This window comes from Parabacteroides leei, assembly GCF_023369805.1.
Taxonomy (GTDB): Bacteria; Bacteroidota; Bacteroidia; order Bacteroidales; family Tannerellaceae; genus Parabacteroides; species Parabacteroides leei.
This window is the reverse complement of sequence record NZ_JAMBQG010000001.1, coordinates 620840-635915: the sequence shown is the minus strand read 5'-3', so window position 1 is coordinate 635915 and position 15076 is coordinate 620840. Positions and strand designations below refer to the sequence as shown.

10 protein-coding genes are annotated in these 15076 nt (G+C 45.3%); 5 read left to right on the top strand and 5 right to left on the bottom strand.

The genetic code is table 11. The features are described 5' to 3' along the window. The first annotated feature begins 1 nt into the window (after position 1). Both M1P97_RS02585 and M1P97_RS02580 read left to right on the top strand, forming a co-directional pair. The gene (locus M1P97_RS02585; RefSeq protein ID WP_249388307.1) at positions 2–1444 is read left to right on the top strand and encodes a tetratricopeptide repeat protein; all 1443 of its coding nucleotides are present in this window, start codon (positions 2–4) and stop codon (positions 1442–1444) included. Continuing rightward, the gene (locus M1P97_RS02580; protein WP_195372713.1) at positions 1445–2356 is read left to right on the top strand and encodes a DUF368 domain-containing protein; all 912 of its coding nucleotides are present in this window, start codon (positions 1445–1447) and stop codon (positions 2354–2356) included. 314 nt (positions 2357–2670) lie between these two features. On the opposite strand, the gene M1P97_RS02575 is transcribed toward M1P97_RS02580, so the two are convergent. From M1P97_RS02575 to M1P97_RS02555, 5 genes are all read right to left on the bottom strand, one after another. Further along, on the bottom strand, positions 2671–4065 hold the full coding sequence (locus tag M1P97_RS02575) for an ABC transporter permease (RefSeq protein WP_249388306.1): 1395 nt from the start codon (positions 4063–4065) through the stop codon (positions 2671–2673). A gap of 15 nt (positions 4066–4080) precedes the next feature. Continuing rightward, positions 4081–5616, bottom strand: a complete 1536-nt coding sequence (locus tag M1P97_RS02570) for an ABC transporter permease subunit (protein ID WP_195372715.1) — start codon at positions 5614–5616, stop codon at positions 4081–4083. Positions 5617–5646: 30 nt separating this feature from the next. After that, positions 5647–6366 (bottom strand): ABC transporter ATP-binding protein, encoded by a 720-nt coding sequence (locus tag M1P97_RS02565; protein ID WP_129732997.1) that lies wholly within the window; start codon positions 6364–6366, stop codon positions 5647–5649. 237 nt (positions 6367–6603) lie between these two features. Further along, complete coding sequence (locus tag M1P97_RS02560) at positions 6604–8019, bottom strand: COG1470 family protein (protein WP_229058487.1); 1416 nt, start codon at positions 8017–8019, stop codon at positions 6604–6606. Between the two features lie 221 nt (positions 8020–8240). After that, positions 8241–9755, bottom strand: a complete 1515-nt coding sequence (locus M1P97_RS02555; RefSeq protein WP_195372717.1) for a TolC family protein — start codon at positions 9753–9755, stop codon at positions 8241–8243. Positions 9756–10053: 298 nt separating this feature from the next. Between M1P97_RS02555 and M1P97_RS02550 the strand changes: the two genes are divergently transcribed. The 3 genes from M1P97_RS02550 to M1P97_RS02540 all read left to right on the top strand — a co-directional run bounded on the left by M1P97_RS02550 (position 10054) and on the right by M1P97_RS02540 (position 15056). Next, on the top strand, positions 10054–12348 hold the full coding sequence (locus tag M1P97_RS02550) for a GH92 family glycosyl hydrolase (protein ID WP_249388305.1): 2295 nt from the start codon (positions 10054–10056) through the stop codon (positions 12346–12348). A 96-nt stretch (positions 12349–12444) separates the two neighbouring features. Continuing rightward, positions 12445–13689 (top strand): GAF domain-containing sensor histidine kinase, encoded by a 1245-nt coding sequence (locus tag M1P97_RS02545; protein ID WP_195372719.1) that lies wholly within the window; start codon positions 12445–12447, stop codon positions 13687–13689. Beyond that, entirely contained in the window at positions 13686–15056 is a 1371-nt protein-coding gene (locus M1P97_RS02540) for a sigma-54-dependent transcriptional regulator (protein ID WP_249388304.1), read from the top strand. The genes M1P97_RS02545 and M1P97_RS02540 overlap by 4 nt, the downstream gene beginning before the upstream one ends. Positions 15057–15076 lie beyond the last annotated feature (20 nt).

Here is a 15076-nt window from a genome sequence, read left to right as displayed (position 1 = left end):
TATGAAAAAAGATGATATTTCACGCCTGTTACAACGTTACCTGGACGCCCGCGAAAAAGGGAAAGAACCCTACTTCGATGCAGACGAACTAAGTGACCTGTTGGACAGTTTTGAAGAATCGGACGATTATAAATACTTTGATGAAATTTTAGCCTTAGGGCTAAAACTTCATCCGGGTAATATTGACTTGCAGATCAGACAATGCCGTTTTTATGTTTATAATGAAGATTATGACAGTGCACTTGCCTTGATCGACACCATTGCCGAAACCGACAGCCAGGACCTCGACTTATTACGACTTGAATGCTTTTGTATGCTCGACCAATACGATAAAATAGTCGAATACACGGAAGACATCGTGGCGAGAGACTGTGATTATCTCGAGTTGGCTTTCGAATACATCGCTCCTCTTTTAAGTGACATGGAAATGAATAAGGAAGCCCGTGATTATATCAAACGTGGCATTGCTTTGTTCCCGGACAACCTTAACCTGAAAGACGAGTTATGTTATAGCCTGGAAATGGAAGGCGATATCGACGGTGCGATTACTATATGTAACGAACTGATCGATAAAGATCCTTATTCGCACGACTATTGGTTCTCACTGGGGCGTCTCTATTCCATCAAGGCTGAATTCGACAAGGCAATCGAAGCATTCGACTTTGCCCTTACCTGCGACGATTCGGACCCCGAACTGAAAATACTGAAAGCTTATTGCCTTTATATGAATGAAAATTATGAAAAGGCATTGGAAGTATATAAAGAGATCGAAACTGATTCGGATATGACGGAGCGCATCAAACCGCTCATGGCAGAATGTTATATTAAGCTGGAGGATTATGAAGGAGCATACAGTATGCTAAGAGATATTATCGGAAAAAAGATCGTAACCAACGAACCGGCGGCCTATATCAACTTTATCCGGTGCTGTACGGAAACAAACCGTGACCGAGAAGCATCCAATACGCTGATAAAAGCTGTTGAGTTATTCCCGAATAATGTCCGGATACTATCTTTACTGGCACTAACCTATGTCGAGAACGGAGAAGACAAGCTTGCTATCGACACTACCGAACGCCTGTTTGATGTACTGGATCAGGGAAGTGATTATCTACCGGAAGATTACGAAAGCCTGTTCCATGCAGGACAGTTTTTGTATATGAAAGGAGAGATAGAGAAAGCACTCAAATATTATCAAAAGGTAATGGAGGTGAACCCCGACATGCCTTATATGCATCTTCATCTGGCGATGGCCTATCTGGCCAAGGGTGATATGAAACATTTCGGTGAGCATTTTTCACAGACCTCCCCCCAGGAGTTGATAGAGTATCTCGAAAACTCCGGGATTGACTTTAGCGATGTGGAGCAACAGCTGATGGGCAAACACATCCCTCCGGAAGATCTGACAAAGGAATTCCTCAATAATAAAGACAATAACAATTAAATGAACAGAAATCTAAAAGACTACGGTCTCTTACTTTTGAAAGGCATGGGGATGGGGGCGGCAGATGTTGTCCCCGGAGTATCAGGTGGTACGATTGCCTTTATTGTAGGTATTTATGAAGAACTGATTGATTCGATCAAAAGTATAAACGGAGCCAGCCTGAAATTACTGTTTACAGGAAAGATTGCAGCATTCTGGAAAGTGATCAATGCAAACTTCCTGTTGGCACTTGTTTCCGGTATCGGTATCAGTATTTTTTCCTTAGCTAAGATTATTACCTGGTTGTTGGTCACACATCCGATCCTGGTATGGGCTTTTTTCTTTGGTTTGGTACTGGCATCTACCTGGTTCGTATCGAAAGACATTAAGCAATGGAACTGGAAGTCGGTCCTATGTTTTATCATCGGGGCTGTTATCGCCTATTATATTACGGTTGCTACGCCAGCCGAAACTCCGACCAACCTGTTCTTTATCTTCCTCTGTGGAGCGATCGCCATCTGTGCGATGATCCTGCCTGGTATTTCAGGTAGTTTTATCCTGGTATTACTGGGTAAATACTTTTATATTATGGAGGCGGTAAAAACATTTAATATACCGGTCATGCTTGTCTTTATTTGTGGAGCAGCTTTAGGTATTACTTCTTTTTCACGTGTACTGTCTTTTGCTCTACGCAGATTCCACGACACTACAATTGCCGTACTTGCCGGGTTCATGCTGGGTTCGCTGAATAAAGTATGGCCATGGAAGGAGACGATCGAAACGTATACAGATAGTCACGGTGTCGTCAAGCCACTGGTAGAAACAAACATCCTGCCGGATCAATTGTTATGGGAAGCCATCGGACTAATGATCTTCGGCTTTGCTATCGTATATTTCCTTGAAAAGTTATCCATGAAAGGAGCTAAAGCCTAAAAAAATAATCTCTTCCCTATGCTCACGCACGAGGAAGAGTTCGGTCTCTCGCCAAAGAGAACCTCATCAATTATGTTAACCTTATTATGGGTTAAAGAGGGAGCTATTCGCCAAGAGTCGCTCCCTTTATTGTTGAAAACACACATTGTTCTATTATTGTTCATCTTTCAACATGTTTCCGGCACATCACCCATACTATTGCAAACAGCGTGCCAAAAACACATCTTATTAATTATCAATAATATACTAATTCAACAGTTATTCAGACATGTCAAATAATTAGACGTTAGTGTCTAATTATTTGACAATTCAAGTCATCTCACATCATATCTTGTAAAGAAATAGAAGCAAGCCATAAACAGTACGGCAATGGTGATTATCATAGCGATCAGATAACCTCCGATAAATTCGAAACGCTGTCCGAAAGAAGCGATCTGCTCCTGATACTGCGGGATCTGGTCGACTGCTACCGGTTTCTTACTGGTAGAATAATCTTCGTACGGATTATACCAGTGCGGACTGTCGGAATCCTTTGCATCGATATCCTTAAACCATTGCAGGAACCGTTCCTGGAAAATATGTAAATCATTCCAGTTCTTCTGGAAACGGAGATAACCACCTCCCAGGAAAGCTTCATTCATATAATCAAACTGTGCAATCGGTGAAAGCAAAGTGAAATTACGGGTTTGCTCAAACTGCCGGAATTGTTGCAGGTAATAAGCGTCATTGAACTTTTTTGCGTTATTCATCAGGTTAGTCTGATTTTTTGCACGTAACTCATGACGGGGATAGAATGGATTATTACCACTGGATGACCAACTTCCCTCTGGAGCATTACGATTAATATCATCACTAGCTTCCCGGAGCTTTTGGTTTACATCTTCCGATGAAGGTATGCTGAATAGCTTTTTCGCCCAAAACACAGATGTATTAGGAATAATAACTGCAGCAAACAACCAAAAACAGAGAGATATTAATAGACTGATATTTGAATAACGCGTTACGACCGATGAAAATAGACCGAATACCGCGAAAGTAGTAATAAACAACAGGCTGATCAGTATAAACCCAGCAGTTTCCATCAAAAAGCTACCATTCAACTGTACTTGCCCGGAAACTGCCAGAATAAGCAGACTTATTATAATGCCAACCAGTTCCATCATCCCCACAACCGTAACAATACTCACCAGTTTACTACACAGAAAAGTACGGCGGGGTACAGCATTTGAAAAGACCAACGCCAATGTCTTCTCCTCTTTCTCCCCTGAGATTGCATCAAAAGCAAAAAGCAAAGTAATAAAACTCAGAAACATCGAAACAATGAATGACCAACTCAGACTGTCTCCACGACTTAACAAAGGATTGTTGCTATCGTGACGCACCGAATAGTCGAACACATTGTAAGCGCTGTAACGGATTCGGTTAGGTAAATAACTTTCTTTACAATCAGCAATTACACTGTTTTCACGTGGAGAAGTGACAAAGTTATTCCTCGCCGTTGCTACTTTTGAAACATTTTCGGCTTGTTTAGCCACAGACTCTTGTTGTGCCTTGCTATACTTGGCGTAATTATTATGCATATCTTTAAAAGAAGAAGTAAAAGAAATACTCCCCAAGGTAAAGACCAACACAACAATTACAAAAGAAACCTGAAAACGCAGACTATACAAGTAGTTCTGCAATTCCCGTATATATAAAGTTGTAAACATAACTGTAATTATTTTTTATCTGACATCATATTTCATAAACGATACGATCGTACCGACCAACAAGACGATCGCCAACCCCAACAAAGCGCATAAACGCCCCAAAGCATCACCCAAAGCAACTGAAATTGTTGCTGATTGAGGTATATAACGGGGAACTCCACTGATATCCAGATACGGAAATTCACTGTAACCTCTATCATATCTCTTATTTACAGTTCCATCATTCGAATCCACCTCTGCCTGCGTAGGAAACTCGTCCAAAGGCTGAGGGGTAAAATAAGCAGTAGATTCGAATAACTTATTGTCTTTAAAATAAGTTATTACACTCTCACGATAATTACGAAGGCCATCCATGTATTTCAGAAAACTATTCGCATTAGTATGGCACAAAGCTTCAGTGGCTTGACCAAACAGTTCGGAAGGCGACAACCAAGCGATGGTCTGTTGCAAGTGTTGTTGCCGCATCAATCCATCCAGATAATCGCGTTGCAAAGCCCATTTCTTATCCGCATTATTCAACATGACAGGGGTTGCCCAAATTTGCATCTGCTGATGGAATAAAGGTGTTTCCTTCGGCCCTCCGGCTAATTCCAGATACTCCACATTATCCCCATTACAATTGTTATAACTCAAGAACTTCATATTAACCCTTTGGGCTGCACGCGGCCATTCTTCCATATATTCTTTATAATAAGTATCATCATAATCTTCCATCGCAGCCTGCACATTGTCATATAACGGCGCCTTTGAAATACTCTGTGCCAGGTAAGTTGCAATATTAGGCATCAGGAAAAGGAACCAGATCCAACATAACAAGCTGATAATAATAGATGATGACGAATGCGTTACCCTGCTGGAAATAAACATTCCTAACAAAAGAAATACCAACATATAAATAACAGAGGTCAGGAAAAGCAATAACAGGCCACCCCAGTCGGATGCAGAAAAGGATATTCCCGGATTAACCACGATAATCAGGCAAGCCAACAGATAACAAAATAACAGAATCGGCAGCAACGTAAGCAACAACCCCAACAACTTCCCCATCAGGAAAGAGATACGGCTCACTTGTCCGGTAAATGTCAATTTCATCGTTCCATCCTCCCGTTCCCGTGTGATAGCATCATACGAGAAGACAAGCGCCAACAACGAGATCAGAATAGCGATTACTTTCGAGAAGTCGATCGAGAAAAAAGCATTCAGCAACGGATTATCACGGGTGATCGTATGTCCTTCCGGAAACAACGGATACTCCCAGAAAGCAATCTTTACCTTATTCCCTATATTGCTGATAATACCCGTACTAAAGATACTCAGGGGCTCAGGTTCCTGTATAACGGCAGGGCGTACCGCCGACCACACCCGGCATTCCTTCAACTCCTTATCCGCTTGTGCCTGTTCGATCTTATAGACACGTACCTGGTTCTCGTAATTATCCACACTGACGATAATCGTGAACGGTATCACCAGCAGACACAATACAAACCCTATAATAAACCTGACTGACAACAAGTTCAGCAGGAAATCTTTTTTTGCTATTAACCAAATCATAGTATTCAATATATTATATCGTTTGTATTCTTATTCCAGGACTGCTTCCTGCATATAATCCAGATAGATACGTTCCAGGTCGTCCTGAAGGAACTCTTCACGGCTACGAAGCATGACCAGGCGGCCTTCTTTCATAATGCCGACCCGGTCGGCAACCGCTTTGGCACGGAAGAGGTCGTGGGTACACATCAGGATACTTTTACCGGCATTGCGCAGGTTGATCAGTATCTGCATCAGTTCGGCTGCACTCTTAGGATCGAGGCCGGTAGTAGGTTCGTCCATAACGATGTTGTCGGCATCCTTAATAATGGCGATGGCCAGCCCCACTTTCTGACGCATACCTTTGGAGAAGGTCTTCAGCTTACGTTCGAAAGCTTCTTCCTGGAGGCCGACACGGCGCATAACGTTATAATACTCCGTCTTCGTCAGTGTTGTCTTTCCTCCCAGGCGGGCAAAGAAGTCGAGGTTCTGGCGGGCGGTGAAGTTTCCGTACAACATGACATTTTCAGAAACGAAAGCGACATGGTTCTTTGTCTCCAACGGATTTTCCATTACATCGATACCATCGATCAGGGCATGGCCCGAAGTCGGTTCGATGAAGTTAAGGAAGATATTGATGGAGGTTGTTTTACCTGCACCGTTAGCTCCCAGAAGAAAGAATATCTCACCCGGTTTGATTTCCAGGTTCAGTGAATCGAGGGCCAGGTTGCCGTCTTCATATCTCTTTGTTAAATCAATCGCTTGTAACATAGTGTTTATTTTTTAGTTGTTTTTATTTATTTCAATTATTATCAGATTTGAATGTAGTGCGTTGGTAGGGGCGGTTCGCAAACCGCCCTTACAGGCGCCGTCACAATGGAACAGGCAGGTTCGGCCGTAGGGGCGGGGTCTGCCCGCCCTTCTTCACCGGTTGTTATATTATTGTCGCAAAGGGTGGGCAAACCCCACCCCTACAAAACCTGTCATTTGGGTTCACATTTTTCTAAATTACCGCTTACTCAATCTCATCCCGAACCAAACAATTCCGCCTATAAAACCAACTAGCAGCAGGATCAGGAAGAGGGTTCCGAAGATGGAAGTGGCAGCATTCACCTGGATACGTACCGTTTTATCTTCCGTATCTACCTTGCGGTTATCTGCCATCGCTTCTGTCTTGATCTTGACTTCCTGGGCACCTACTCCACCATCCGACGGAGGGATGATAGTAACCTTTACTGTTACTTCTTTTTCCGGATCGAGGCTACTGATCACGTCCGGGTCGATATTCGTATTCCATCCCAAGGGCTTCTCGGTTGTCAATTTGATGTTATCCAGACGACGAGTTCCTCCGTTGCGGACAGTGACATCCATCGTAATTTCCTTGCCGACCGTTGTCTCATGATAGAGGTTGTTGGCACGTACTTCGATCTTTCCTTTTCCGCGGGGAATGATTTCCAGGTTTTCGCTTCCGGCCTTTTCGCCGTTAGCTGTACCTACTGTCTGCACCTGGAATTTAATAGGTTTGTCGATGACTACCTGCTGATCGTCGCGATCCGGTAAATAGACTTGCAAAGATAACTTCTTTATGTTTACCCCCTGTGCAAATTTAATCTGGGTAACCTTACTTTCACCATCCGTAAAGTCGTAACTGATCTGGCGCGGCAGGTCTAAAACCTCCAGGCGGTAGACATCGTCGGATGTGGAGAAACGTTCGAGTGTCAGATCATAGGTCGCTTTACTGCTCAGGTCAGCTTCCTGGCTGAACTGCATGGAGGAGATATCGATCACATTCACGCTTGCGTCTTTCTTCAGATAGATATTTTTCTCGTCCTTACGATTGTTGTAGTTCAGCGATACGGTCAGATTCTCGGCATCCTTCAACAGTTCGAAATCGGCTGTTGCCACCTTTCCCAACTCAATAAAAGGAACACGGAACTCATACGGCGAACCGATTATCGTCTTCGATTCATTATCTACTAACGATACATATATATTATATATTTTACCGGAACGCATTTCTGGAGTGAATACGTCGAAATGTTCCTGGAACTGGCTCAGATATTCTTCGTTCCCTTCGAGCGCACTTTTGAGGGTGATCTTTACCTTTCGTTCGCCCCGCTGGTCCTGATATTTCACGGCACGTTCGACGGTGATGTAACTCTGCTGCGAGATCAGTTTAAGGATCAGTTTCTGATAATCGACCTCCTTACTCAACAACTCGTTCTTCGAACGGTTGAAGTCGTTGGCCGATATGGCTTTTTCGTTGAAGAGCTTCGTGTCGTTCTCATACTTCTGCTTGGCTACTTCATAGTCGGCACGTGTCTTTTTCAAATCGAGCAGCAAAGCAGCCTCACTGTTTTCCTGCGACCGGACGGCAAAGGGCATCAGTAAGAGAACCAGCAATACCGTGATAATACTTTTCATGTGTTCGTTCATTTGTCTTTTTCTTATTATGTTATTTTTATTTGCTCCTTGATCTGCTTCAGTTTCCTCAGTAGGAAACCGGAGTTCCCCAGGCAGGAAACTGTAATTTCCTGGGCAGGAAACTGGAGTTCCCTGCGCGGGGAACTGGAGTTTCCAAAGCACGAAACTACGAGGAAACTGTAATAGATTATAAATCACACTACTAACCATTTTTGATAACATTACGATTCCGGAAGGAAACTGCGGTTATGTTCGAAGTCGTACATCGTCTTCCGGTTCAGGTCGGCTACCGACAGACGATAAGTAATATAACTGTCGATATATGCCAGCTGCACCTGCGAAAGACGCTCCTGTTCGATAGAAAGCTCCTGGCTCGTCATATCCCCGTTCTCGAAACGCATCTGGCTGATCCGGTAGCTCTGTATGGCTACTTCCTGGTTACGGCGGTTGATGCGGTAACGCTTCTCGGCTTCATACACACTGCGTACGATCTCACGGATTTCCTGTTCGATGGTTCTTTTGGTGTTATCGAGGTTCAGTTCACGTTGTTTAAGACGAACCTGCTCGCGGCGTACCTGGTTCTTGGCACGTCCCCAGTCCAACAGCGGGTAAGAGACGGTCAAGGCAATACCGCGGTTCGAAGGGCGGTCGCGCATATTATCGAAGGATGAACCGACCAGCTGGCCTACCGTCCCCTCTCCTCTCGTACTCAGTCCCGTGAAATCATAATAGGCGGAGATATTTCCTTTGAACTCCCGTTCACGCTTGGCGCGTTTCACTTCGATGGCCTGCAACTCGATATCCAGATTATCTTCCTGTATCTCCATGCGGTTCCTCAGGGCCTCGTCGATGGCTTGCTGCATATCAACGATAAAAGCTTCGAACTCCATATCCGCTTTCAGGTCGATCTCTTCTTTCAGGTCAAGGCCGATCAATAATTTGAACTGGTCTTTGGCGGCGGAAAGCTTACCTTCGCTTTCCATCACGCGAGCCTCATCCTGTGCAACGGTAATTTCGGCAATCAGTATTTCTCCTTCGGGAAGGTTGCCTGTTTCCTGTTTCAGTTTGGTGATACGGTAGGCTTCACGGGAGTTGGTCAGGCGGTCCTGGTTGATCTTATGTTCGTAAGCCAGTTTGTATACCGTATAAAATGCTTCGGTTACATTATATACAATATTCATCTGGACACGGGTAAAATAACAGGTGCTCTTCCGAAAGTCCAGTTCGGCCACCTTCATGTTCTCCTTCAACTTATTGGCCGTAAAGATAGGTTGATTGAATGATAAGGCGAAACGGCTATACACCTGGTCGCGTTCCAGTTCTTCATAATCCTGTTGCGAAAGCGTGGTACGGTAGTTTTCCCAGTACATTTTGGAGGAAAGGGCAAAGTTACCTCCGGTAGGCAGCACGTACGTAAAATTTAGGTTTCCACCTACTTGTAGCGAACCGATAGAGTTATAAACCGGCAAACCGTCGGCCTGCGAGATCTCCGTCATCCCTTCCGCCCACGAAGGGGTAAAAAGATCGAAATTAAGTAACGGTTTGAATTGTGCCTTTGTGTACAAGTAAGAATAGCGGGTAGCATCCATGTCTTCCTTATAATACTTCACTGTATAGCTTTCACCCAGGGCGATATGAATAGCCTCGTCGTAGGTGATGGTCCGGAGGTTCTCCGTCTCCGCATGCCCTGCCAAAGCGAATCCAATCAATAGAGATACTAACAAATTTCTTTTCATATTATATTGAATTAAGTCTTTCCGGGTAATACATTACCCAATTAGCGTTGTTTGTTCTTTTATCCATCCCTAATAAGGCAAATGACGTGCCAAAATTGCAATCGGTTGATTATATGCTCCTTGCAGAAATGGGTAACTTTTTACTCATGGGTAACTACCCATAGCTTTACCCAATTTGGGTAATTCTTTACCCATCCGGGTATCTATCGGAAAATAATACAATCGATTCGGCAGAAAGTGATAAACCAGACAAGAGAAAACCTATATCTTTGCCTGTCGTAAGTAAATAAGCAATACCATGAATATAAGACAAGTAGCGCATTATGCGTTTTTATCTTTCTCACTTCTGACCACTGTGGTTTCCGCAAAGACAAAAGAACCTGTGGATTATGTAGATATGTTTATCGGCACTTCCAATTCCCGTTGGATGCTCGGGCCGTATGCCCAGGAACCGTTCGGCATGGTGCAACTCGGCCCCGATAATCAGGGAAATGTCTGGATGGGCGGATACGAATACGCCATCAACAGCGTCTCCGGTTTCAGCCACCTGCATGCCTGGACGATGGGCGGACTGATGATTATGCCTACAACAGCCGACCTGGCCCTGTCGAACCCGTCGGTCGACTCCCCTTACAAGGGTGCGAACGCCGGATATCACTCCCGCATACTGAAAGAGACGGAGAAAGCCTCCCCGGGATATTATTCCGTCTATCTATACGATCACGAAGTGAAGGCCGAACTGTCGGCTACTACCCGCTGCGGTATTCACCGGTATACTTTCCCCGAAAGAAAGGAGTCGAGAATACTGATAGACCTGTTGTTCCCTACCGAATGGGATTACGGATTCAGCGTGAAGGATGCCTGCATCACCAAAGTAAGTTCTACAGAGCTGGAAGGATATGCCGATTGCCAGTCGGGCTCGTGGAGTAGCTGGAATAATTACAAACTGCATTTCATCATCCGTTTCAGCAAACCGTTTTCCCGCTTGAACGGATGGAATGAAGGGAAAGAGGTAGAAGATATACAATCCATCGTTGGTAAAAACGATATAGGAGTTTATGCCCTCTACACCACCGGTGAAGGGGAAAGTATCACGGTCTCCACCGGCTTATCGCTGGTCAGTATCGACCAGGCCCGATTAAATATGGAAACGGAACTGGCTCCTTTGCAATACGATTTCGACCGTGTCGTAGCCCAGACCCGCAACAAATGGAACGAACTGCTCGGCAAAATAGAGATCGAAGGACAGGACGAAGTGGATAAAACCAAATTCTATACCAACCTCTATCGGGCTTATGCCGGGAAACAGACCTGGAACGACGTGAACGGTCAGTACCGGGATGCCTGCGAAAACGTGCAGCAGCTGGAGCATGGTAATATGTACGGCGGCGATGCCTTCTGGAACAGTTTCTGGAATCTGAACGGCCTTTGGTCGATCATCTCCCCCCGCATCGTAGACGATTGGGTGACCACACAACTGGAAATGTTCAAACATACAGGATGGACGAATAAAGGACCAGCCGGACTCGAATATTCGGGCATCATGGAAGGATCGCACGAAACCGCCTTGATGGTGGCCGCCTACCAGAAAGGGATACGCAAAGACGGGGAAGCTATTTACAAAGCCGTATCAAAGAATGTGACGGAACCCGGGATCAATCATCCTTGCGGCGGTAACTGCGGAAATCCTTTACTGGACGTTTATATTAAGTATGGTTATATGCCGATGGAAATGAGCGTCGTATCCAAAACACTCGATTATGCTTACGACGATTGGTGTGTCTCCCAGTTGGCCCTGGCTCTCGGAAAGAAAAAAGAAGGAAAGGCATTACTGGCACGTTCCATGAATTATAAGAATGTATTTCATCCGGAAATGAAATTTGTCATGCGCAGGGATAGTCTCGGTAACTGGGATAAGGAGTTTGATGTCTTTTCCAACAAAGGGTTTATCGAAGGAAACAGTTGGCAATATTCCTGGTATGTACCGCACGATATTCCGGGATTGGTCGACTTTCTGGGTAAAGAGCTCTTCAACAGCCGCCTGGAAGATGGTTTTATCAAATCGGAAAAGCATAAGTTCGCAGCCCATGTCTTCGACCGTACATCGGGACAGTCTGCCGAATTCTATATCAACCAGGGAAATGAGGTAAACATGTGTACTCCGTTCCTATTCAACTACTCGGGTAAACCGTGGCTGGCACAGAAATGGTCGCGTGCGATCCTGGATAGTTTCTACGGCTCGACTCCCTATCATGGTTGGGAAGGCGACGAAGACGAAGGACAGATGGGAGGCTGGTATGTGATGAGTGCGTTGGGTCTGTTCGAAATGAACGGAGGTGCTTCCACCCGCCCGGAACTGGAACTGACCAGCCCGCTATTCAATAAAATAACCATTCATCTGGATCCGGATTACTACAAAGGTAAAACCTTCACGATCGAAGCACGTAACAATTCGAAAGAAAACATCTATATACAGAAGGCTTACCTCAACGGTAAAGAATTAAAACAACCCCGGATACCCTTTGCTGCAATTGCCGCCGGTGGAAAACTAATTCTCGAGATGGGTGATAAACCAGACTATCAGTGCTTCTAAAGCACCTCCTCTTTGCCGGACGTAAATCATTATTATAGGTAACCGTCCGGCAAATTCATCTGTTTTTTATACTTTTGTGCAAAGATAAGAAACAACATGCCACTATTTAAGAAGAAGGAACAATCCGCGCAACCCAACCTGGAGCAATTGCTCTCGGAGTTTAACCGGTCGCTGGCATTGATCGTCGACAAACAATTACTTATCGGCAACATCGTTGCCAAGGTAAAGCAGATATGCCCCGTAGAAAGCATTTATATCTTTCTATTGGACGAAAATACCGGGAAATACAAACAACAGAATGAAGCAAAAAACAAACCGGTTGTCCTTACCAGCCGGAGCCGCCTGGTAAGCTGGCTGTCGGTCAACGAAAAGCATTTGATCGTATCCGATTACCCGGACATCATAAACTATTTCCCAAAAGAAGAGCAGGAAGCATTACGGCAACTGGGAGCCGAACTGGTCTTTCCCCTTAAGGTAATGAATCAAACGAACGGAACCATTTTCATAGGAAAGAAAAATGACGGTACACGTTTTACCGAACAGGAACTGAACCTTCTCTCTATCCTGATCAACCAGGCTAACTTTGCTATCGAGCATGCTTCGTTGTATGAGGTACAAACAGAACGCCTGAAAAAGATGTATCGTACCGACCGCCTGGCAACCCTCGGCGAACTGGCTGCCGGTGCAGCGCATGAAATACGAAACCCGTTGACAGCTATCCGCAGTACGATCCAGTACCTCAGCAAAGACTTCAGCTCCGATCCCGTAAAAAACGAAATGATGACGGAACTGATATCTGAAGTGGAGCGCATCAACAAGATCGTACAGGGATTGCTCTCGTTCGCCCGTCCGTCTGCCCTCGACACTTCGGAGGTAAACATCGAACAACTGATCAACCAGACGCTTCTGCTGGTGACAAACACTTTACGTAAACAAAATGTCGAGGTCGAATTCGAATACTTCACCGACAATACGACGATACAGGCCGATGCGGAGCAGCTTAAACAAGTCTTTCTGAACATCATTCTGAACGCAGTAGAAGCGATGAGTAAGAATCCGCCTGACCGTTCGCGTACATTAATAATAAGTATAGAAAAAGGAGCTCCTATCAACTCTCATTCCCGTTACCTCATTCTCTCGTTCGAAGATACCGGCAAAGGGATCGAACAAAAAGATATAGAGAATGTGTTCAACCCGTTCTTTACGACAAAAGAAGAAGGGACAGGGCTCGGCCTTGCCATCTGCTACGGGATCATCAACCGTCACGAAGGCGAGATAGAAATAAAAAGCACGCCAGGTAAAGGCACTTGTATGAATGTAAAATTACCGCAACGCATATGAAAGCAAAAATAGTTGTAGCCGACGACGAACCGCATATCCGTAAGATGATCTGCCGTCTGCTCACCGACGAGGGATACGAAGTAAAACCTGCCGAAAACGGTCGGGAAGCGGTGAAGGTTTTCCTCTCCTTCCAACCTGACGTCGTTTTGTTGGATCAGCAGATGCCTGTTATGACCGGAGTGGAAGCCCTGGAAGAGATCAAACGTATCTCTCCCAACCAGACTGTTCTTTTTGTAACAGCTTTCGGTTCTATCTCCCTCGCAGTCGACGCCGTAAAGAAAGGTGCTTACGATTTCATAGAGAAACCTTTCGACAACGATAAACTGTTGCTCACCGTTAGCCGTGCTGTCGAGCACAGCCGGATGAAAGGAGAAATATCAAACCTGAAGAAAAGCCTGGGTGAAAAGCAAAGTCCCGTCATCGGAGAAAACACCGGCTTGAAGCAGGTTATGGCACAAGTCCGCCGGGTAGCGGAAACAAATGCAACCGTATTGATACATGGCGAAAGCGGGACGGGAAAGGAACTGATAGCCCGCGCCGTACATAATAACAGTCTGCGTAACAATGGCCCCTTTGTTGCCATCAACTGTGGAGCGATCCCGCTAACATTAATGGAAAGCGAACTGTTCGGACACGAACGCGGCGCCTTTACGGATGCCAAGGAGGCAAAAGCAGGAACCTTCGAACGGGCCGATGGCGGTACACTTTTCCTCGATGAAGTAGGAGAACTGCCCCTGGATGCACAGGTCAAACTGCTCCGCGTACTGGAAGAAAGGAAAATCACCCGTATCGGTGGTAAAAAAGCGATTCCGGTAGATGTCCGTATCGTGGCAGCTACCAACCGTAACCTGGATGATGAAGTAAAGAACGGGCATTTCCGCCTCGACCTGCTCTATCGCCTGAATGTGTTTACACTGATCCTTCCGCCTCTCCGCGAAAGGAAAGAAGACATACCCTTGCTGACCAATTTCTTCATCCGTAAATACAACCGGACGTTGAGCCTGGATGTACAATCCGTCAGTCCTGAAGCGATAGCGCTTCTCTCTTCTTACGACTGGCCCGGAAATGTACGTGACCTTGAAAATGCCATACAGAGTTCCATGATACTTTGTACCGGGGGCATGATCCGTCCCGAACATTTACCCGACCGTATAAAAGGTTACGAACTGGCCGAGGCACAAACCGTTACCGGTTCCGGCGGGAACAGTATCCGGGAGGTCAATGCCCAGATGGAGAAAGAGCTCATTACTGAAGCGCTGAAAAAGCATAACTTCAACCGTACGTTAACGGCCGAAGCTCTTAATATCAGCCGGAAAACATTGTTTAACAAAATGAAGCGGTATGGGCTATCATCCGATGAAAACTGACACTGTGCCTTTGCTATTCA